This window comes from Anoxybacillus sp. FSL W8-0382, from assembly GCF_038003845.1.
GTDB classification, from domain to species: Bacteria; Bacillota; Bacilli; order Bacillales; family Anoxybacillaceae; genus Anoxybacillus; species Anoxybacillus flavithermus_G.
Map to the genome: position 1 here is coordinate 1,373,804 of NZ_JBBOPX010000001.1, position 21,499 is coordinate 1,395,302.

General features: G+C 40.1%; 20 protein-coding genes, 1 other RNA gene, 2 pseudogenes and 1 riboswitch. Of the genes and pseudogenes, 21 read left to right on the plus strand and 2 right to left on the minus strand.

Going from position 1 to position 21,499, the window contains the following annotated elements; translation table 11 throughout:
• Nucleotides 1-14 precede the first annotated feature (14 nt).
• The 12 genes and pseudogenes from NSS60_RS07275 to NSS60_RS07330 all read left to right on the plus strand — a co-directional run bounded on the left by NSS60_RS07275 (nucleotide 15) and on the right by NSS60_RS07330 (nucleotide 10,499).
• The gene (locus tag NSS60_RS07275) at nucleotides 15-320 is read left to right on the plus strand and encodes an ArsR/SmtB family transcription factor (protein WP_340720767.1); all 306 of its coding nucleotides are present in this window, start codon (nucleotides 15-17) and stop codon (nucleotides 318-320) included.
• Nucleotides 321-331: 11 nt separating this feature from the next.
• Nucleotides 332-2,395, plus strand: a complete 2,064-nt coding sequence (locus NSS60_RS07280; RefSeq protein ID WP_004890249.1) for a heavy metal translocating P-type ATPase — start codon at nucleotides 332-334, stop codon at nucleotides 2,393-2,395.
• Nucleotides 2,396-2,512: 117 nt separating this feature from the next.
• The gene (locus NSS60_RS07285; RefSeq protein WP_241737912.1) at nucleotides 2,513-3,283 is read left to right on the plus strand and encodes a sensor domain-containing diguanylate cyclase; all 771 of its coding nucleotides are present in this window, start codon (nucleotides 2,513-2,515) and stop codon (nucleotides 3,281-3,283) included.
• Complete coding sequence (locus NSS60_RS07290) at nucleotides 3,243-3,932, plus strand: bifunctional diguanylate cyclase/phosphodiesterase (protein WP_241737913.1); 690 nt, start codon at nucleotides 3,243-3,245, stop codon at nucleotides 3,930-3,932. The genes NSS60_RS07285 and NSS60_RS07290 overlap by 41 nt, the downstream gene beginning before the upstream one ends.
• A 68-nt stretch (nucleotides 3,933-4,000) precedes the next feature.
• Nucleotides 4,001-5,449 (plus strand): IS66 family transposase, encoded by a 1,449-nt coding sequence (gene tnpC, locus NSS60_RS07295; protein WP_088223283.1) that lies wholly within the window; start codon nucleotides 4,001-4,003, stop codon nucleotides 5,447-5,449.
• Nucleotides 5,450-5,523: 74 nt separating this feature from the next.
• Nucleotides 5,524-5,940, plus strand: a pseudogene (locus NSS60_RS07300) (EAL domain-containing protein); the annotation flags it as partial.
• Nucleotides 5,941-6,038: 98 nt separating this feature from the next.
• Nucleotides 6,039-7,370: a right-handed parallel beta-helix repeat-containing protein gene (locus tag NSS60_RS07305; protein ID WP_004890254.1), complete on the plus strand. Its 1,332-nt coding sequence runs from the start codon at nucleotides 6,039-6,041 to the stop codon at nucleotides 7,368-7,370.
• A complete protein-coding gene (locus NSS60_RS07310) occupies nucleotides 7,354-7,800 on the plus strand; it encodes a nitrous oxide reductase accessory protein NosL (RefSeq protein ID WP_004890257.1) in 447 nt (148 codons plus the stop codon). The genes NSS60_RS07305 and NSS60_RS07310 overlap by 17 nt, the downstream gene beginning before the upstream one ends.
• Nucleotides 7,797-8,606, plus strand: coding sequence for an ABC transporter permease (locus tag NSS60_RS07315; RefSeq protein WP_004890260.1), 810 nt, complete (start codon nucleotides 7,797-7,799; stop codon nucleotides 8,604-8,606). The genes NSS60_RS07310 and NSS60_RS07315 overlap by 4 nt, the downstream gene beginning before the upstream one ends.
• Nucleotides 8,599-9,300 carry an ABC transporter ATP-binding protein gene (locus tag NSS60_RS07320; RefSeq protein ID WP_004890263.1) on the plus strand — a complete coding sequence of 234 codons (702 nt, stop codon included), beginning with the start codon at nucleotides 8,599-8,601 and terminating at the stop codon, nucleotides 9,298-9,300. The genes NSS60_RS07315 and NSS60_RS07320 overlap by 8 nt, the downstream gene beginning before the upstream one ends.
• A gap of 49 nt (nucleotides 9,301-9,349) precedes the next feature.
• Nucleotides 9,350-9,975 (plus strand): annotated as a pseudogene (locus tag NSS60_RS07325) (histidine phosphatase family protein).
• The gene (locus tag NSS60_RS07330) at nucleotides 9,972-10,499 is read left to right on the plus strand and encodes a thermonuclease family protein (protein ID WP_004890265.1); all 528 of its coding nucleotides are present in this window, start codon (nucleotides 9,972-9,974) and stop codon (nucleotides 10,497-10,499) included. The pseudogene NSS60_RS07325 and the gene NSS60_RS07330 overlap by 4 nt, the downstream one beginning before the upstream one ends.
• Nucleotides 10,500-10,529: 30 nt before the next feature.
• Here NSS60_RS07330 and hcp read toward each other — a convergent pair whose 3' ends face one another.
• Nucleotides 10,530-11,819: a hydroxylamine reductase gene (gene hcp, locus NSS60_RS07335; RefSeq protein ID WP_004890267.1), complete on the minus strand. Its 1,290-nt coding sequence runs from the start codon at nucleotides 11,817-11,819 to the stop codon at nucleotides 10,530-10,532.
• Between the two features lie 163 nt (nucleotides 11,820-11,982).
• A riboswitch (TPP riboswitch) is annotated at nucleotides 11,983-12,098 on the plus strand.
• Nucleotides 12,099-12,154: 56 nt separating this feature from the next.
• Between hcp and thiM the strand changes: the two genes are divergently transcribed.
• Genes thiM through NSS60_RS07350 form a run of 3 tightly spaced genes read left to right on the plus strand, consistent with a single transcriptional unit; the run spans nucleotide 12,155 to nucleotide 14,452 of the window.
• On the plus strand, nucleotides 12,155-12,949 hold the full coding sequence (gene thiM, locus NSS60_RS07340) for a hydroxyethylthiazole kinase (RefSeq protein WP_081253644.1): 795 nt from the start codon (nucleotides 12,155-12,157) through the stop codon (nucleotides 12,947-12,949).
• The gene (gene thiE / locus NSS60_RS07345; protein WP_004890272.1) at nucleotides 12,950-13,603 is read left to right on the plus strand and encodes a thiamine phosphate synthase; all 654 of its coding nucleotides are present in this window, start codon (nucleotides 12,950-12,952) and stop codon (nucleotides 13,601-13,603) included. It abuts the gene before it with no gap.
• A gap of 42 nt (nucleotides 13,604-13,645) precedes the next feature.
• Complete coding sequence (locus NSS60_RS07350; RefSeq protein ID WP_004890274.1) at nucleotides 13,646-14,452, plus strand: enoyl-CoA hydratase; 807 nt, start codon at nucleotides 13,646-13,648, stop codon at nucleotides 14,450-14,452.
• A gap of 22 nt (nucleotides 14,453-14,474) precedes the next feature.
• Here the strand turns inward: NSS60_RS07350 and NSS60_RS07355 are convergent, their stop codons facing one another.
• A complete protein-coding gene (locus tag NSS60_RS07355) occupies nucleotides 14,475-15,011 on the minus strand; it encodes a protoglobin domain-containing protein (protein ID WP_445290609.1) in 537 nt (178 codons plus the stop codon).
• A gap of 372 nt (nucleotides 15,012-15,383) precedes the next feature.
• Here NSS60_RS07355 and NSS60_RS07360 point away from each other — a divergent pair, with 372 nt between their 5' ends.
• The 6 genes from NSS60_RS07360 (at nucleotide 15,384) to NSS60_RS07385 (ending at nucleotide 21,472) form a co-directional block, all read left to right on the plus strand.
• Nucleotides 15,384-15,617 carry a CotD family spore coat protein gene (locus NSS60_RS07360; RefSeq protein ID WP_004890278.1) on the plus strand — a complete coding sequence of 78 codons (234 nt, stop codon included), beginning with the start codon at nucleotides 15,384-15,386 and terminating at the stop codon, nucleotides 15,615-15,617.
• A gap of 124 nt (nucleotides 15,618-15,741) precedes the next feature.
• Entirely contained in the window at nucleotides 15,742-16,038 is a 297-nt protein-coding gene (gene gpsB, locus NSS60_RS07365; protein WP_004890279.1) for a cell division regulator GpsB, read from the plus strand.
• A 67-nt stretch (nucleotides 16,039-16,105) separates the two neighbouring features.
• An RNA gene (gene rnpB / locus NSS60_RS07370) (RNase P RNA component class B) lies at nucleotides 16,106-16,498 on the plus strand.
• A 57-nt stretch (nucleotides 16,499-16,555) separates the two neighbouring features.
• On the plus strand, nucleotides 16,556-18,289 hold the full coding sequence (locus NSS60_RS07375; protein ID WP_004890281.1) for a putative bifunctional diguanylate cyclase/phosphodiesterase: 1,734 nt from the start codon (nucleotides 16,556-16,558) through the stop codon (nucleotides 18,287-18,289).
• 6 nt (nucleotides 18,290-18,295) lie between these two features.
• A complete protein-coding gene (locus tag NSS60_RS07380) occupies nucleotides 18,296-19,447 on the plus strand; it encodes a THUMP domain-containing class I SAM-dependent RNA methyltransferase (protein ID WP_004890284.1) in 1,152 nt (383 codons plus the stop codon).
• Nucleotides 19,448-19,543: 96 nt separating this feature from the next.
• Nucleotides 19,544-21,472 (plus strand): ATP-dependent DNA helicase, encoded by a 1,929-nt coding sequence (locus NSS60_RS07385; RefSeq protein ID WP_004890285.1) that lies wholly within the window; start codon nucleotides 19,544-19,546, stop codon nucleotides 21,470-21,472.
• The last annotated feature ends 27 nt before the right edge of the window (nucleotides 21,473-21,499 follow it).

Sequence of the window (21,499 nt, forward strand, 5' to 3'; positions counted from 1 at the left end):
AGAGAGGGGATCGTATGGAACATCAATATGAGCAGTTAGATGAAGAAACGCTTTTCATCGTATCACAAACATTTAAAGCGTTAAGTGACCCGACGCGTATTCGTATTTTACATTTGCTTTCATCTGGCGAGTTTTTAGTAACTGAAATTGCGAATCGGTTGTCACTTTTACAATCGACTGTATCCCACCAACTTCGATTTTTGAAAAACTTACGTCTCGTTAAATATCGGAGGGAAGGAACGACACTATATTATTCGCATGATGATGAACATGTTTTGCACATTCTTGAACAAACGATTCGCCATGCGCGCGATCATTAGGGGGGAATCAAATGAAAGAGTATGAAATCAAAGGATTAACATGCGCTAATTGTGCGCGGGCATTAGAAGAACAAATTCAGTCACTTCCATATGGCGACGGAGCAACGTTGAACTATAATAGCGGAAAATTACGCGTACATGAACGCATCGATTTAGAAAAAGTACGGACGATTTTAGCAACAGATGGGGCATATATAGCAGACGATGAACAGACGCAAAAAAAACGAAATCCGCTCCTCTATCTCGTAGGTGCCTCTCTTTTTCTTTTTTTGATGGCGCTTGTGCTTGAGCATTTGGACATAGATGGTGCGAGCATTGTTATTTATATGACTGCGATAGCACTGAGCGGATATAAAACATTTGTTAAAGGATTAAAAAATATCATTCGTTTTCGTTTTAATATGGATACGTTAATGACGATTGCACTAATTGGCGCATTTGGAATTGGTGAATGGAAAGAAGCCGCTGTCGTTGCTATTTTATTTGGTATTAACGAATATTTAGAAGGACTAGGGATGGAACGAGCGCGTCGCTCGCTTGATATGCTGCTGAAACAAGCGCCAAAAGAAGCACTTCTTATATCGAACGGAAACATGCGTGTCGTTTCCATTGATTCGCTACAAGTTGGCGATGTGGTGGTTGTTCGCCCTGGCGAAAAAATTCCCTCAGACGGTGTCGTTATTGAGGGGAAAAGCTCTGTGAATGAAGCAGCGATTACAGGCGAAGCCATGCCGATCGAAAAAGAATTAGGAATGAACGTGTACGGCGGAAGTATAAATAACGAAGGGGTGTTACACGTTCAAATTACAAAACAATATAAAGACAGCTCTTTGGCGAAAATTTTACATCTTGTACAAGAAGCGCAAGAAACAAAAACACCACTTGAATTGTTTATTCATCGTTTTGCAAAATATTATACTCCCTTTATTATGATTGTTTCGTTATTCGTCATGCTCGTTCCACCGTTATGGTTTGAAGCGTCTTGGCATGATTCGTTATATCAAGGGTTAGCTGTATTAATTGTCGGATGTCCTTGCGCCCTTATTTTATCTTCCCCAATCGCTTTATTAGCTGGCATGACGCGCAACGCGAAGAACGGCGTGTTAGTGAAAGGTGGCGTTCATTTAGAAACGCTTGGACGCGTACGTACGATTGCTTTTGATAAAACAGGAACGATAACAAAAGGAAAGCCACACGTAACAAATGTGATTGCATATAGCGATGAAAATGAACTGCTTTATATTGCTGCGTCTTTAGAAAGTGTATCTTCCCATCCGCTTGCACAGGCCATTGTCCAAAAAGCAAAGCAACACCATATTGCATACAAACAACCAGAACAAGTCGAAACACGAACAGGAAGCGGTATGGAAGGAAAAGTCGATGGGATATGGTATCGTATCGGAAACGAAAGAATGTTTGATCACCAATTGTTTACCGAACAAATTCAACAAGATGCAGAAAAGTTAAAATGTGAAGGGCGTACGATTGTTTTTGTCGCAGATGAACAACGTATACTTGGTTTATTTGGTATCGCTGATGAAATACGTGAAGAGAGTAAAAAGATCATTCAGCAACTACACCGTATTGGTATTCGGCGCACGGTCATGTTAACAGGAGATCACGAAAAAACAGCTAAACAGGTTGCTAAACAAGTTGGAGTGACACATACATTCGCAAAACTTCTTCCGGAACAAAAAGTAGAAAAAATAAAGGAGTTAATGAAAACAGATATAGTGGCAATGGTAGGAGATGGAATGAATGACGCCCCTGCCCTTGCTCATGCTCACGTTGGGATCGCGATGGGGAAAGGAACAGATAGCGCCATTGAAACTGCTGATGTCGTGCTTATGCAAGATCATCTCGAGAAATTGCCAGAGGCGATTGTTATTGCCCGGCGTGTAAATCGCACCATTCGTTTAAATATCGCAATTGCCCTTTTGTTAAAGGCAACGGCGCTACTATTAACCATTCCAGGTTGGTTAACATTATGGATCGCCATTTTATCGGATATGGGGGCAACGATTTTCGTTAGCATACTGAGCTTATTCATTTTATGGGAAAAGCGCACGATTTAAAGTTGTGCGCTTTTTTAAAAAAAGGATATTGTTCAGAAATATTAGAAACGTTGTTGATTTTTTCACCGTTTTCGCCATTTTTATCATCTTCGTGTGAATCGAGAGCTGTTAAAAAAGTTGATTCATGATGCACAACATGGTCGCATCGTTTCGTATGATATTTTGAAGGAAGATGAGCGTAAAAATATATATGTTCAAGCCACCGCTCTATGTAACAAAACAGGTATGCTACAAGCCATTGTTGTGACGTATCGTGACGCACCGTTTATTGATATGCGTCTCACTTCTTCTATGGCTTCAATGGCGTCTGAATTTACATTTATTTTATCATCAGAAGGTGAAATTACATACGTTTCACCAAGCGCTCAACACGTGCTAAAATGCGCAGAAGAAGTGTGTAACCATGAGTTGTTTTCTTTCGTTCATCATGATGACATCCCGCTTTTGATGGAAAAATTACATACGATTTACGCGACAAAAGAGAAAGAAACAACTGTTGAATGTCGTTGGCGAACACACAAAGGGCATTTCATATGGATTGATATGCATGCTCAGCCGTTACTAAATGAAAAAAATGAGATAGAACACGTGATTGTTGTGGCAAAAGATATTACAAAATGGAAATGTTGTGAGGAAGAACTGATCAAATTAAAACATTTCGATTCGCTAACTAATATTCCAAACCGCTTTTATTTTGAAACGTATGTGCAACACATGATTCAAAAAATGCGTCCATTTGCATTATGCTACATTGATTTTGACAAAATTAAGTGGATTAACGATCATTTTTCATATCAAGCAGGGGACTTTTTTTTTACAAGAGGCGGTTCGTCGCATTCAGCAACATTTGCAACAAGAAGACTTTTTTGCTCGTATCGGTGGCGATGAGTTTGTCATTGTGTTACATGATGTCAACAAAGAGACGATGGTTGCGCGCATGGACCATTTGCTTCAATCGTTTGTAGAGCCATTTCGATATAAAGAGCATGTCATCCAATCAGGTCTTTCTATTGGGGTGACGTTCTCTCCGCAAGATGGTACGGATTTAGACACGTTGCTGAAACAAGCCGACCAAGCGCTTTGCTATGCGAAGGAACGTGGGAAAGGGTATCACTTTTATCACCCTCAACAAAATCGAAAAACGATGATTGAACAAGAGTTACCGCTTGCGTTATTGAACAATCAGTTTTATTTATGTTATCAACCGAAAGTGTCGTTAGATAATAAATCAATTATGGGGGTCGAGGCGCTCATGCGTTGGACACACCCGACGCTCGGAGTGATCTCGCCATTAGAGTTTATCCCAATTGCTGAGAAAAACGGCTTCATTTTTGAAATTACAACATGGGTGTTAAAAGAAGCGTGCCAACAAGTAAAACAATGGAAAACTCATTTTCCGACATTAAAGCTCGCAGTAAACTTATCACCATTTTTACTCAATCGAAAAGAATTTGTGATGCATGTGAAAAATATTTTGCAAGAAACACAGTTTCCACCTAACTATTTAATTTTAGGTAACTATTCAGCCACATCATAAAGTGAGCTGAATATTTTTTGCTTTTCCTGTCTATGATGTGAATATTGATAGACAAGGAGGTGAATCGCATGTTGACGGTACAACAAGCTGTATTTACAGTTGAAAGCTTAATCAGCAAAGTCCAACAACAAAAGCAGCTCATTACTCACCAACAACAAGTCATTGAGCAACTGTTGAAAGAAAACAAACAGCTACGCAAAGAAAATGAACAACTGAAGTACCGTGTTCAAGAGCTGGAAGCACGCACGAAAAAAAACAGCTCCAATAGCCATTTGCCCCCATCTTCTGACCGTTTTGCCAACACACGTTCTTCTCGTCAACCATCTGGCAACAAGCCAGGCGGACAAGAAGGACATCAAGGAACGACGCTCCGTCAAGTGGAACATCCACATCATCGTGTCGTCCACCGTGTGCATACGTGTCAAGGATGTGGGGTTTCTTTGCGTGACGTCAAACCGTTCAAAGTCGATATCCGTCAAGTGTTTGATGTCCCTCCTGTGGCGATCGAGGTGACACAACATGAACGTGAAGTGAAATCGTGTCCGCATTGTCGATGCGTGCAACAAGCCGAATTCCCATCCCATGTCACGAATCATGTGCAATACGGTCCACGCCTTACTGCGCTCGTTGTTTATTTACATCATATCCAATTGATCCCGTACAAGCGTTTAAGTGATACAATCGAAGCGTTATATCAACACTCGATTAGTACAGGAACCCTTGCCAATATGGTGAAACGAGGACGCGAAGCGCTGGAATCAAATATGGACATCATCGAAGACGCCTTACTTGAATCCAACATCCTGCATGTCGATGAAACGAGTTTGCGCATCAATGGGAAACTCGCATGGGTGCATGTCGCGTGTACATCGAGATATACATACTTGGCTTCTCACGCTTCTCGTGGAAAGAAAGCAACGGATGAGATCGGGATTCTTCCACAATACAAAGGGACGATGATGCACGATGGGTTCGGTACGTATCCGAAATACACACATGCCACCCATGCCCTTTGTCATGCCCACCATTTGCGTGAGTTAAAAGGATTCATCGAACAAGGGCATACGTGGGCGATGCGCATGACCACGTTTCTGTTAGCCGCCAAGCAAGCCGTCGAAGCCCATCACGGTGCACTTTCCGAAGAAGAAGCGAGACGGTGGGAACGAGTGTATGATCGCATCCTAGAAAGAGCACAACATCGATTGGAAACGATGACACCTCTTCCGAAAAAAGCACTCGCTTTTGTTCGACGGCTTCAGAAACGAAAGGAAGAAGCGTTGCGTTTCTTACGTGAAGTACATGTTCCCTTTGACAACAACCAAGCCGAACGCGATCTTCGCATGGTTAAAGTCAAAGAGAACATTTCGGGTACGTTTCGCGTAGAAACATTCGCCCAGTCTTTTTGTATCACAAGAAGCATCGTTTCCACACTGACGAAACACGAAAAAAACGTGTGGGATTCGTTATGTCTTCTGTTGACGGGTGACACGCTTGATCGCGTTCTTTCTACCACTTAGGGCATTTTCTATTACGGGGATGCCCTATTTGTGTTGCGCTTCTTTACATACTACTATCGGAGTGAATAGTTACAATTTTAGAAATAACGGAAAGCGGATTAATGGAAAACATCGAAACAGGAAAACATATTTTAACAGAGTTAAAACAGATCGGCATTCAAGTTGCGATTGACGATTTTGGTACCGGCTTTTCATCGCTTGCTTATATTCGCAATTTGCCTGTTTCGTTATTAAAAATCGATCGTTCATTTATTCGCGATATTACCGACAATTCGAAAGATGCAACGATCGTCGATACAATTATTCATCTCGCTAAAAGTTTAGATTTACAAGTGCTCGCTGAAGGGGTAGAACGCGACGATCAAGTCTCTTTATTACAGAAGATGGATTGTGATTTTGCCCAAGGGTTTTACTTTAGTCAATCGTTAGAAGCAGAAAAGTTACTTCAATGGCTTGAACAACATAATCAATCGAAAGAGGCGCTACATTAGCGTCTCTTTTCACGTTTTGTTCACATATATTTTCTTTTTTCTTCACAAATTTACATTAATGTGGATATATAAATGACAAACATGAGGACGGAGTGGACATGCGTAGCTTATTTTTTTTGCTCATACCGATCGTTACACTTTTGTTTACAAAAACGGTATATGGAGAAAAGATTGAAGCACATAAACAACTGCAACAAGCTATTGATGAAGCACATGCTGGCGACGTGTTAATCGTGAAAAAAGGGATATACAAAGGTCCGATCATCATTCATAAGCCGATTCATCTCATTGCTGAACCCGGAGCGGTAGTTGATGGGGAAGGAAGCGAATATGTTGTGACAATTCGTGCTCCTCGCGTTCATGTCGAAGGATTAACGATTCGCAACAGCGCATATGGAAAAGGAGCTGGTGTGCTCATTCAAAAAAGTTCACATGTTACGTTAAAACACGTACGTATAGAACATGTACATTACGGTGTTTATGTAGAAAAAGGAACAAATATCAACCTTTTAAACAATGTCATTCGTGGACGAGATATTCATTTCGCTCAACGAGGAAACGGTATTCACCTATTGAAGACAAGCGGGGTTGTTGTGCGAGAAAATCATATTTCACGTGTGCAAGATGGCATTTATTTAGATTGGGCTAAACATACAATGATCGAAAAAAACGAAGTAACGAATGCACGCTATGCCATTCATTTCATGTATGCTGAAGACGGGATGGCAAAAGAAAATGTGCTCGCAGAAAATATTAATGGAATGATGATGATGATGTCCAAGCAGTTTACGATTGGATATAATACGATTGCTAAACAATTAGATTATCGTGGATACGGAGCGCTCATTTACGATAGTGAACATGTAGTGATGCACAACAACACCTTCCGTTATAATAGCACAGCTTTATCGTTACAAAACGCACGTCATTGTCATGTAAAAGATAATGAATTTATCGGTAACTATCGTGCATTGCACAGCTTATATGAAAATCCCAACATCATTGTTGTGAAAAATAAATTTTTAGGAAATATGGAAGATGCACTTATCCAAGGAGCGCCCATTACATTTGATGACGGAATAAAAGGGAATTATTGGGATGCTTATCAGTTTTATGATTTCAATGATGATGGAGTCGGTGATACCCCACATCGCATTCGTTCTATGTATAGTCGACTGCTGCGGAAATGGCCAAGTGTGCAATTTTATTTTCAAAGTCCGGCGTTATCACTTCTTGATACAACGGAGTCATTTTTTACGCAAGCACAGGCGCAAGGGGAAGACCGCTTTCCACTTATAGAAGTCGATCGCAATAAAAACGAAACAATCGAAAGATCGTGGAAACTGTTGCTGTTTGGAAGCATTTTATTTGTAAGCAGCTTGCTTATGATTGGATATGGAAGGAGAATGACATATGAAAAAAATTGCTAGCCTTTTCTTTGTATGTTTTCTCGTCGCATGTAGTGGAGCGAAAACGTACGAGCCTGAAGAAATTAATCCAGATATTGATGTATGTGTAGTTTGTAATATGAGTATAACAGCAGAACCATATGCTACAGAAATAATTTTAAAAGATGGAACGGTGCATAAGTTTGATGATATTGGGTGCATGATCGAGTGGATGAATAAAAGCAAAGAGGACATTGCAAAGAAATACGTTCGCGATGTAACAAACGGGGAGTGGATTGAGCTTGAGCACGCTGTTTTTGTATACAATCCAAATTATTGGACGCCGATGAATTATGGAGTCGTTTCATTTGCAAACGAAAAACATGCCAAAGTATACATGGAACAAGAAGGAAATGGAGAGTTATGGACGTATGAGCAATTAAAAAAACATCGGTGGGGATTTGAACAATGAATACAGCGATAAAGTACCAATGGATGATGATGATTCGTAGCAAATGGCTTATCACTTTTGCCGTTTTGTTTGCCGTTTTATCATCAACTGTGATCGCAAGTAGCGGACACGAGGCATCAGGAGTATTTACACGTTCGACCGCGGCTTTATTAAATTTGTCCCTTTTGCTTGTCCCACTCGTTGCTTTATTAGCAGGTAGTTTGTTTATTGCGGGGGAAAAGGAAGACGGCCGATTATCGCTTATATTAACATATCCGGTTTCCACTCACTCTTTAACGCTTGGTTTATATGTGGGGAGCTGCATATCATTATGGACAGTTGTTGCGCTCGGGTATGGAAGTGCAAGTATCGCTCTTTTTGCAACAGGAGGGACGTGGTCGACGTTTGTTTTCCTTTCATTTGTATTCACCATTGTATTAACAAGTATTTTTTTAGCGATTGCTTTATTCGTTGGACTTGTTGCCTCTAATCGTTTACAAGCCCTCGGCATTAGTTTATTTATTTGGGCGTTTTCCGTTTTATTTTATGAATTTATCGTATTATTTTTATTATCAGTTGTTCCAAAGCAATGGACCATTTTTTTATTTGCTTTATCTATCATATTGAATCCGGTTGAACTCGTGCGTGTTTGGACCGTGGCTGCTCTGAAAAGTAGCGCACTATTTGGTCCGCAATTATATGAATGGTCAAAATGGGCAGAGAGTGCAAGTGGCCAGCTTACCTTTATTGCAATCGCATGCATATGGATCATTGTGCCGTTGTTTTTAGTAAACGTATGGATGAAACGAGGGAAACGTTATGCTTGAAGTGAGACAATTGACGAAAATATATAACGAACAAAATAAAGTAGAAAACATTTCTTTTTCTGTTCAAGAAGGACAATGTTTAGCGTTATGCGGCGGTAACGGTGCAGGAAAAAGCACGATTATTAAAATGCTAATCGGACAGCTCCCACCGACGAAAGGAGACATGTATGTAAACGAACAACCAATTCAAAACAACGACAAGCAATGGTTTTCGTTTATGCCGGATCATCTTCAATTTCCCCCGCTTTTAACAGGTTATGAAGTGTTATCTTTATTTGGACAATGGCAAGGAGCAACAGACGAGCGGGTGAAACAATGTTTAGATGTTGTCGGACTGACGAATGATCAACATAAGCAAGTAAGGATGTATTCAAAAGGCATGCAACAGCGGCTCGCTTTTGCGCAAGCGCTCTTAGCGGATGCCGCATTGCTTATTTTAGATGAACCAACAAACGGTTTAGATCCGTATTGGGTATGGGAATTTAAACGACTTATTCGTTTGGAAAAGGAAAAGGGAAAAGCTATTATTTTTTCGACACATATGCTGTCAATAGTTGAGGAAATTGCAGATACTGTCGTATTTATTCATCAAGGACAAATGCTTATATACGATTCGGTTTCCGCGCTTTGTCAAGATGGAAAATCGTTAGAGTCTATATTTTTTGCACAAATTTCACAACATATGTCATACTGAAAAAGTAAGCAAATATTGCTTGCTTTTTTCATTCGAAGGGGGAGGTAAAGTGTTAAAATTATACGTCATTCGTCATGCTGAAACAGAGTGGAATGCACAACAACGCATGCAAGGATGGAAAGACTCGCCTTTAACTGAAAAGGAAAAAAACAGGCAGCACTTTTACACGATCGGTTTCGTACAGTTCCGTTTACTGCTGCGTATTGTAGTCCAAGTGATCGTACGAAAGAAACAGCACAAATTGTTTTAGGGCAACGTCATGTGCCAATATATTTTGATGAACGGCTACGTGAGATTTACTTAGGTGATTGGGAAGGGAAAACGATTGCAGAAATTGCGCAATCCGACGAGCAAAATCATTATCATTTTTATCATGATCCAGATGCATACAAGCCGATTATTGGCGAGACGTTTTTTGATGTTCAACGTCGAGCTGTTGCTACGATCCAACATATAGCTAAAAATCATTCAGAAGGTCATATTCTTGTCGTTACACATGGTATGGTGATTCGCACGCTTCTTGTATATTGGAAACAACAAACGCTTGCGGAGTTGTGGAAAAATAGCCGTGTATACGGTACGAGTGTGACGATCGTATCGTTTGACGGGGAAAAGTGGGATATGGAATGTGAATCAGACATTTCACATCTTGAAAGTGGGCTGACACATTTATGAGAAAATGGATTATGTTTTTTACGGCAATTGTCTTTATTGTCGGTTGTACATCGCAAAATAAAGAGAAAACATTTGTTACGACAGTAGAATATGTTGTTGATGGGGATACAGTAAAAATAAAAAAAGATGGCGAAATCGTAACGGTTCGTCTACTAAATATCGATACCCCCGAAACGTATCGCGAAAAACAGGCGTATGGCGAAGAGGCAAAACAATTCGCTAAAGACGTTTTGCTTCACAAAAAAGTGACAGTTGAACTAAGCGCAAAAGAACAACCGTACGATCGTTATGGTCGATTGCTTGCGTACATATGGTTAGAGGATGGAACTTTATACCAAGAAAAAATTGTACAAGAAGGGTTTGCGCGTGTTGCTTACGTATTTGAACCGGACACAAAATATGCAAAAAAATTGTATAAAGCACAAGAAAAAGCAAAAAAAGCAAAAAAACGAATATGGAGTGTCGATGGATACGTGACAGAAGAAGGATTTAATATGAGTGTATGGTTAAATAAAGCTTCGTAAATGTGAAAAGGGCTGGATGAAACAGCCCTTTTAATGTGCGAGCATCGCTTGCATATCTTCTTCTACATCGCCGATAAGTTTGAGACCGAACATGTCTTGTAGGACGCGTAACACACTTTCAGAAATAAAGTGCGGTGCTTTCGGTCCAATTCGAATGTCTTGAATGCCTAAACTAAACAATCCGAGTAAGATTGCAACTGCTTTTTGTTCAAACCATGAAAGAACGATGCTGACCGGTAACTCATTGACCTCACAGCCGAATGCTTCCGCAAGCGCCATTGCAATTTTGACAGTCGAAATCGAGTTGTTGCATTGCCCTAAATCAATATATCGTGGAATGTTCGTGCCAGGAACAACCCCGTAGTCGACATCGTTAAAGCGGAATTTCCCACAGGATGTCGTTAAAATGACAGTGTTTTTCGGTAACGATGTAGCTAACGTGCGATAATATTCACCGCCTTTTCCAGGAGCGTCGCAACCTGCGATAACGAAAAAGCGTTCAATTTTTCCTTCTTTTACAGCTTGAATAATTTCTGGTGAAATTTGAATTACAGTTTCGTGATGGAAACCAGTCACTAACGTTTCATCCGATTCAATGTTTGCTTCTGGAAGTTGTAGCGCTTTCTCAATTAACGGCGTGAAATCATCGTTTTCGATTTTTTGCACATGTTCTAATCCGGCTACATCATATGAAAACATGCGATCAGCATATGAACCTTTTATCGGCATGACACAGTTTGTTGTCGCTAAAATAGCACCAGGGAATTTTTCAAATAGGCGACGTTGATCGTACCATGCTTTTCCGACATTTCCTTTCAGATGTTTATATTTTTTTAATTGTGGGTAACCATGTGCTGGAAGCATTTCGGAATGTGTGTAAATGTTAATTCCTTTTCCTTCTGTTTGTTTTAATAGTTGTTCAAGGGCAAATAAGTTATGTCCTGTAACGAGAATACATTTTCCTTCAATTCTATTTTGCGTTACACGAACAGGTTGAGGAATGCCAAGTCGTTCTGTATGTGCTCGATCGAGTAGTTCCATTACGCGAATGGCTGCTCTTCCGACTTTCATCGCCATGTCTATATGTTCTTGTACGTTAAAGTTAGAGTTTGTTAACGTCATATATAACGCTTCATGTGTCGTTGTATCAACGAACGGATCGGTATACCCAAGTTGATGGGCATGCGTGCGATATGCTGCAATTCCTTTTAATGCAAATACGATCGTATCTTGCAAACTTGCAATTGTTTCATCTTTCCCGCAAACTCCAACAACAGTACATCCCCCTGTTGGTGTTTGTTCACATTGATGACAAAACATGATGACCCCTCCTTTTCTTATTGACACTTTAACAATAGGAGAAAATATGTACGTCGTAAGTGATACATATCACACTTTCATACAAAAATGTGAACGGAATTTGACAATAATCCATATTGAATCAAGAGAAAAAATGTATTAAAATGAAAGAAATTTGAATCAATCAAACTACTAGGGGTGCCGGATGGCGATGGCTGAGAGGAAAACGCGCAATCAGTTTTCCAACCCTTTGAACCTGATCTGGTTTGTACCAGCGGAGGGAAGTAGGCTATGTTTTCAGTACGCAAACTAGTCGACTCTGTCCGACTAGTTTTTATTTTTTTTAGGGGGAATGAATGATGAATGTAGGACAATGGTTAACGCGTGTTAGGAAGGAGTCACCACTCGTACATAATATGACAAATGTTGTGGTGACCAATTTTGTTGCGAATGGTTTGCTTGCTGTAGGCGCATCTCCTGTTATGGCGTATGCAAAAGAAGAAGTAGCGGATATGGTTCGGTTAGCTCGTGCTTTAGTGTTAAACATTGGCACGCTAAACGAAACAGACGTAGAGGCGATGTTAATTGCCGGAAAAGCAGCAAATGAGGCAAACATTCCTGTCATTTTCGATCCTGTTGGAGCTGGTGCGACAGCGTACCGCACCGAAACAGCCAGACGTATATTACGTGAAGTAAACATTTCGATTTTACGTGGGAACGCATCGGAAATTGCGAGCATTGCGGGTGAACAAGTACGTACAAAAGGAGTCGATGCAGGAGACGTTCAAAGTGACCTCGTGGATGTAGCGAAAAAAGCAGCACTCATGTTTCGCTCTGTAGTTGTTGTCACAGGGAAAGATGATGTAGTAACCGATGGAGAACGTATTGTAATCGTCTCAAATGGTGATGCGATGTTAACGAAAGTAACCGGGACAGGTTGTTTGTTAAGTTCGGTATTAGGTGCATTTGCAGGTATAGGAGACGATATGATGATGTCATCAGTTGCTGCCCTCGCTTATTACGGTGTGGCGGCTGAAAAAGCAGCCAAACAAGCAAAAGTACCTGGTTCTTTTCAACTTTCTTTTTTAAATGCTTTACATGAAACGAGCGCAGAAGAAGTTGATCAATACGCGCGTATTCAAGGGGAATAAATGATGAAGCAGAAGCTATCGTTGTATTTCGTTATGGGAAGTATCGATTGTACGAAAGATCCGCTCGCTGTGCTTGATGAAGCAATTAAAGGCGGTATTACAATGTTTCAGTTTCGCGAAAAAGGAAAGGGGGCGCTTACGGGGATTGAAAAATACCGCTTAGCCGAGAAATTACTTGAACGATGCCGAATGTATAATATTCCTTTTATCGTGAATGACGATGTCGATTTAGCCCTCGCTTTACAGGCAGATGGCGTTCATGTCGGTCAAGAAGACGAAGTAGCTGAACGCGTTCGCGATCGCATAGGAGATAAATATTTAGGCGTATCTGTTCACAACTTAAATGAAGTAAAAAAAGCGCTTGCTGCTTGCGCCGATTATGTTGGATTAGGTCCGATTTTCCCAACTGTTTCCAAAGAAGATGCAAAGCAAGCATGTGGACTGACGATGATTGAACATATTCGTGCCCATGAAAAACGTGTTCCACTCGTTGCGATCGGTGGAATTACAGAACAAACAGCCAAACAAGTGATCGAAGCGGGTGCAGACGGAATTGCTGTCATTTCGGCCATTTGCCGTGCTGAACATATTTACGAACAAACAAAACGACTATATGAGATTGTCATGCATGCAAAACAAAAAGGCGACAGATGATGTCGTCTTTTTGTTTTGTTCTGTGCAGGATTTTATTCATATATGTCGAAAGAAAATAGCGAACAAACGAAAGAGGGGATGGAGAAGATGGAACATATCGTACTATCATACGAAAATCGCGTCGCAACCATTGAATTGAATCGTCCGAATGCGCTAAATGCCTTACATGAACAAATGTTAACAGAGTTGTTACAAGCGTTAAAAGAAGTTGAAGCAAGTGAAGCGGATATCGTCATCATTCGTGGGCGTGGCAAAGGATTTAGCGCAGGGGGCGACATTAAGACGATGTTGCAATCAACGAATGAACATTCATTCATTGAAGTGATGGAAACGATTAAACAAATAGCGATGACATTGCATCAATTGCCGAAACTAACGATTAGCTACATACATGGTGCCGCTGCAGGATTAGGATTTAGTTTAGCCCTTGCTTGCGATCATGTAATCGCAAATGAACAAGCGCGCGTTGCAATGAATTTCATTGGCATTGGTTTAGTTCCAGATGGTGGGGGACATTTCTTTTTAAATCGAAAAATTGGAGATGTCAAATCAAAACAAATCATATGGGAAGGAAAAATAATGAGTGCACAAGAGGCATATGAAGTGGGACTCGTTGATGAAATCGGTGATGAACAAGCGATTCAGCACAAAGTGAATGAATGGCTAGCAAAACCGATTCGTGCGATGATTGCGACGAAGCAGTTATATGCTCGTTTAAGCGAACAACAGTTGTTTAACACGTTACAAATGGAGACAGCGTATCAAGCGGAAATGCGCAAAACAAAAGACCACGAAGAAGGGATTCGAGCATTTTTAGAAAAGCGACGTCCGCATTTTAGCGGAAAATAAAAAATTTGCAAAACTTTCATGATTAATCACGCAGGAAACCCCCGCTTTCAAGCATGGGGAGGAATGCGTTTTTTTGTTTATTTTGAATGATTGTGTAAGCACCTAAGTACCATTCTGGAAACAAACCGATTCGGTTATGAACATTGCCGATCACTTTGCGACGAATAATATATTGCTCACCAATTTCCCCCGATACCATATCCATTAAATACGCGCGTAACGTTTGTTTTAAGCGATCAATCGTTGAATGATTATCAATAATGCGTCTTAAATGAGGCATTTGCCCAACTTGATCGTAAAACGCATTGACGATTCGTTCGACATGTTTAGCAAAAAGTGGGCGAATCGAAGTAAGTCGTTGTACATCTTCCTCTGTTAATTTGACGAACGCAACTTGTTGCTTCTGATCGCTTGAGGCGAGTTGGCGATAATATGTAGCAACATGTTCAGTGGTAGGAGAGCGAGAAGTTGTATTTTCTTTTTCTTGTTGGTGCTTTTTGCGAAAAAATTGCATGGCTCCACGTTCATTAAAAAGAGCATGAAACGGACATTTTGACATCGCATTCCCTCCAATTTTCATAAAAAATTCCCCAAAAACATTATATCATGTGCAAAAAAAGAAGAAGGAAAATTTTTATGTTATTTCCGAGGGAAGCGCAAAAAATGACAAAGTTTTCCCTGCTTGTCGAACAAAGAAGAACGAAGTAGAATGTTTATTTATGAACAATAAGAATAGAGGAGAGAGAAGCGATGAGTAAAAAAATTTTATATTTATTTTTTGTGCTAGTGGGAGCTATAGTTATCATTTTTGCCAATATGAAGCATAACATTTATACGTTCATGTAAAATAGGTATTTCCATTAGTACATGTATACCCCTTGATACATACGCTAGTAATGTAACGAAATTCAATACGAAAGGGGTATGAAATATGCATTGTCGCCCAAATATGATGCCGCCAATCGTTCATCCGACGAAGTGCTGTACACAACATCAAATACAAACAACGATTGTGCCGCACATTCATCCGTCACATACGACGTATGTGAACCATCATGTATTTCAACATCAACATTATTTTCCGCATACGCAATCTGTTGTAAACGATGTATCCCATCAACATGTTGTTTGTCCAGGGCCTGGTCCGTTTCCACGTCCATTTTAACCGAAGGCAATTCGCCTTCGGTTTTTTGTCGAAAAAAAGACGAACTTTGTGAAAATGAAAAATTGACAACGACTGCTTTTTTTGAAAGAATAGGTGTAGACATGGATAATTGAGGTGAGCAAACGTGCTTTCGGATCGCATCAACTTAACAGCAAAAGACATTCTTGAAAAAGAGTTTAAAATAAGCATGCGCGGATACAATCAAGATGAAGTTGATCGCTTTCTTGATTTAGTCATTAAAGACTATGAAACATTTCATCAAATGATTGAACAATTGCAACAAGAAAATGCAAAATTGAAAAGCCAATTGCAGGAGGCACAAAAACGTCAGCCATCTCAAACAGGGACGACGAACTTCGATATTTTACAACGTCTTTCCAATTTAGAAAAACATGTTTTCGGAAACAAACTTTACGAATAAATATTCCAACCTTTTCTATTGATTTGGCTTATCGTTTCGGATATACTAGCATATGCTTACATGAATCATGTTCGGGTAATCGCTGCGATGTGTATGCATCGTAGAGGAAAGTCCATGCTCGCACGGTGCTGAGATGCCCGTAGTGTTCGTGCCTAGCGAATTCATAAGCTAGGGCAGTCTGGCGTTGCGCTGGGCTGACGGCAGGGAAAGAGCCTACGTCCTTCAACGGATATGGCTCGACTACCTTTAAAGTGCCACAGTGACGTAGTCTTGCTGGAAACGGCAAGAGTGGAACGCGGTAAACCCCACGAGCGAGAAACCCAAATGATGGTAGGGGCACCTTCTCAAAGGAAATGAACGGAGAGAAGGACAGGCGTGCAGCCTGTAGATAGATGATTACCACCGAAGTACGAGGCGCAAGCCGTTTGCAGTACGACGGAACAGAACATGGCTTACAGAACATGGTTCATGGCACCACTCTCCTGCATTACGTCAGGGGAGTTTTTGTTTTGCAGACATGAGGGGAGAGCGTGTTGTGAAGAAACGGATGTCGACGTTGTTTGAAACAGATACATTTTTAGCTATTGCCTATACTATTATTCAAGAGGCAGATGAAGGAATAATTGTTACCGATGAAAATGGGCATATTTTATTAGCTAATCCGGCCTTTGAAACGGTAACAGGCTATACACAAGAGGAAGTGCTCGGAAGGAAGACAAATATTCTTCGCTCCGGATTGCATGATCGTACGTTTTACGAAAACATGTGGGAAACGTTACGTGACCATGGGATTTGGAAAGGAGAAATTTGGAATAAAAGAAAAAATGGTGAATTGTTTGTTGAATGGTTAACGATTAAGGCGATTTGCGATGCTACTGGAAAACCGACGCATTATGTGGCCATTTTTTCAGATGTGACACAACATAAACGGACGATGGAGCAATTAGCACGGCTGTCAAATTATGACGTGTTGACCAACGTTCCAAACCGCCAACTATTTACAAAACGTTTACAACATTTACTTCATATGGCGCAACGTCATAACCAACAGTTAGCGATCTTATTTCTCGATTTGGACCGATTTAAATATATTAATGACGAATTCGGTCATTATAGTGGAGACATATTGTTAAAAAAAGTAGCCAATCGTCTAAAAAAGCTACTGCGCACGAAAGATACGTTAGCTCGCATTGGTGGAGATGAATTTGTTGTTATTTTGCCGAAATTAAAAGACGTTCAAGAAGCTGTTAGCATAGCAGAACAAATGATTGAATCATTACAAGCTCCTTTTCTATTACATAACAAAGATATATACATCTCGGCAAGCATTGGGATAAGCATGTATCCGAACGACGGAGATGATGGGGAAACGTTATTACGTCGTGCCGATCGCGCTATGCAAAAAGCGAAAGAAAGCGGAAGAAATCGTTTTGAACTATATACGGCTAAATTAGACTATCAAAGCAAAGTAGTGACGTTAGAAAATTATTTGCGAAAAGCGATTGAACGAAATGAATTATTTGTTTACTATCAACCGATTGTCAATATGAAAACGAAAAAAATTGAAGCATTAGAGGCGTTAATGCGTTGGAAACAACCGAATATCGGGTTCGTTTCTCCTGCGCAATTTATTCCATTAGCAGAAGAGACAGGATTTATCGTTCCAATTACGAAATGGCTGTTAGAACAAACGTGTATACATATAAAGGCGATACATTCGTTCGCTCCGCATATGAAAGTCGGAGTAAACATCTCAGCTGTCCATTTTCAACAAGATGATTTTGTTGAACAAGTATCACATATTGTAAAAGCGAACAATGTTCACCCACGCTTTTTTAAATTAGAACTGACGGAAAGTACGATTATGCCAAATGCAGAGGAATCTGTTCAAAAACTTGTACAGCTTAAACGGTACGGTTTTAAGTTGGCGATTGATGACTTTGGGACAGGTTTTTCTTCTTTAAGTTATTTGCATCGTTTCCCAATCGATATTTTAAAAATTGATCAATCGTTCATTCGACGTCTCTCCTTATATAGTGATGATGCGACGATTGTATCTACAATTATTATGATGGCACACAATTTGCACTTAGCTGTTGTGGCCGAAGGGGTCGAAACAGAGCAACAATATGAATTTTTAAATAAACAACAATGTGATATGGTGCAAGGATATTACATTGCTAAACCGATGCCAATCGACGAGGTACAACAATTTGTTCAAGAATGGGACGAATACATCAATGAAAGGTGAATGAATATGGGACAGATCACATTAATTGCTACTGCAGCAATGGGGCTTGAGTCGATTGTTGCAGATGAAGTGCGTGCGCTCGGGTATGATTGTCAAGTGGACAATGGAAAAGTGACATTTGTGGCGGACGAGCGGGCGATTTGCCGTACAAATTTATGGCTTCGCACAGCTGACCGTGTAAAGGTAAAAGTAGGGGAATTTCGCGCAACGACGTTTGATGAGTTATTTGAACAAACAAAAACGCTTCCGTGGGCACAGTTTTTACCGGTTGATGCCCAATTCCCTGTTGTAGGAAAATCAGTCAAATCAACATTGTTTAGTGTATCCGATTGCCAAGCGATTGTAAAAAAAGCGATTGTAGAACATTTAAAGCAACATTACGGTGTTTCGTGGTTTGAAGAAACGGGTGCGTTGTTTCGTATTGAAGTTGCTCTCCATAAAGATGTTGCTACATTAACGATCGATACGAGCGGGGTAGGGTTGCATAAAAGAGGATATCGCGTAAGACAAGGAGAGGCACCATTAAAAGAAACATTAGCGGCAGCGCTCGTTCGGTTGACGAATTGGATACCAGATCGTCCATTCGTTGATCCGTTTTGTGGGTCGGGAACGATTGCGATTGAAGCGGCGCTGATTGGTCAAAATATCGCACCAGGATTTAACCGCGATTTTGTATCTGAACAATGGAGTTGGATTCCACCTCATTTATGGGATGAAGCGCGGGAAGAGGTGGAAGATTTAGCACGCTATGATCAACCGCTACATATTGTCGGATTTGATATTGATCACCGCATGGTCGACATCGCGAAAACAAACGCACAAGAAGCAGGATTAGCAGATTTGATTACATTTAAGCAAATGCAAGTGAAAGATTTTCGAACGAAAGAGGAATATGGCGTCATCGTCGGCAATCCTCCTTATAGTGAACGATTAGGAGAAAAGGAAGAAGTAGAACAGTTATATCGAGAAATGGGAAAAACATTCGCTGCACTCGATACGTGGTCGATTTATATATTGACCTCTCACCGCCATTTTGAGCAATTGTACGGGAAGCAAGCAACGAAGCGTCGCAAATTATTTAACGGTTTCATTGAAACACAATATTATCAATTTTGGGGACCTCGTCCGCCACGTTCATATGACAAGCTGTCTCATTGACAGCTTTTTCTTTTCAACTTCATTGACATCTTTCTTTTTTTGGTCAATAATTAATGTTTGTGTACTTCGTTAAAATTAATGGAGGAGCTAAAAAGTATGAACAAATATCCGTTTGTATTAAATAAAAATGAGAATTTTTTTGATAAACTTAACGAATGGATCGGGGATGTATTTTACGATATTTTACCTGAAGCAGGTTTTGAATTGCGAGATGAACAAATTTTTATGGCATTTCAACTTGAGCGGGCATTTAAAGAGAAAAAAGTGATGTTTGCTGAAGCTGGAGTAGGAACAGGAAAAACGATTGTATATTTGCTTTATGCCATTTGTTATGCACGTTATATCGGAAAACCAGCCATTATTGCCTGTGCAGATGAAACGTTAATTGAACAGCTTGTAAAAAAAGAAGGAGATATTGCTAAAATTTCACGCGTTTTAAACATAAACATCGACGTTCGCCTAGCGAAATCGCCCGATCAATATTTATGTTTAAACAAATTAGACGATATATTGATGACGGAGGAAGAGGAATTATATGAACAAATTTTTGATGAATTGCCTTCATTTGTTCATGACCATGCTCCGCTTCAAACGTTTTACCATTATGGCGATCGAAAAGATTACGCTCACTTAAGCGATGAGCAATGGTCAAAAATTGCTTGGGATCCGTTTCAAGACTGTTTAGCGTGTGAAAAACGTCATCGTTGTGGGCAAACGTTATCGCGCGATTACTATCGCAAAGCGAAGGATTTAATTATTTGTTCTCACGATTTTTATATGGAACATATTTGGACGTATGAAGCACGGAAACGCGAAGGGCAGTTACCACTTTTACCTGAAGCGAGCTGTGTCATTTTTGATGAAGGGCATTTATTAGAATTTGCTGCTCAAAAAGCGTTAACATATCGCATGAAAGAGGCGACGTTAGAAACGTTGCTTTCTCGTTTATTAGAAAATGATATTCGCGAACAATTAGCTTACTTAATCGAAGATACATTAGAACTTAGTGCACGGTTTTTTGATGAGTTGATGAATCATGCTAAAGCGGTACCAGGATCCAATCGTCAAGAATTAATGTTCACTCCGTCTCTGTTACAACTAGCACAAACGTTACGAACAAAAGTTGAACAAATTGGAGACGAGCTCGTATTTGAGAGTGAGACGTATACGATCGACCATTATCAATTGAAAGTTGTTGATGAATACTTAGATCAAATTCACCATTCACTATATTTATTCATTCATAATCGGGATGCGATTACATGGCTCGAATCGTCGCTCGATGGCAACACGCTTGTTATTATGCCGAGAACGGTTCAAGAAGTGTTGCGCGAAAAAGTATTTTCTAAACGTATACCATTTATTTTTTCATCTGCCACATTATCCAATGAAAAATCATTTGATTATATGGCAAAAAGTCTGGGTATTGATGAGTATTTATCATTTCATGTTGATTCCCCGTTTGACTATGATGAACAAATGGCGATTTATATGCCGATATTTGAAAATAACGAACGCACATCTGAAAAGAAATACGCATACGCTATCGAAAAAATTCGGGAAACAAACGGGCGTGCACTTGTATTGTTCCCAACGCGCGAACAATTGAATGAATTTAAAGCTCGTGCACAACAAGAAGAAGGACTCACTTTTTTATTTGAAGGCGATCAAGAAATTAGCGAACTCGTTTCGCGCTTTCAAAACGAAGAGGAAACGATTTTATGTGCCCAACATTTATGGGAAGGATTAGACATTCCTGGTCCGTCACTAAGCAACGTCATCATTTGGGCGCTCCCTTATCCGCCAGATGACCCTGTTTTTCAAGCGAAACGAAAACAAACAGACAATCCATTTTGGGAAGTCGATGTTCCATACATGATTTTACGATTACGACAAGGGGTAGGCAGACTTATTCGCCAACGAGATGATCGGGGAATTGTATGTATTTTTGTGACAGACGATGAACCTATGCAAGTGATTGAAACAATAAAGCGTGTACTGCCGACAGACGTACATCAAAAATGAAGGAAATTTATAAGTATTGTAGAATAA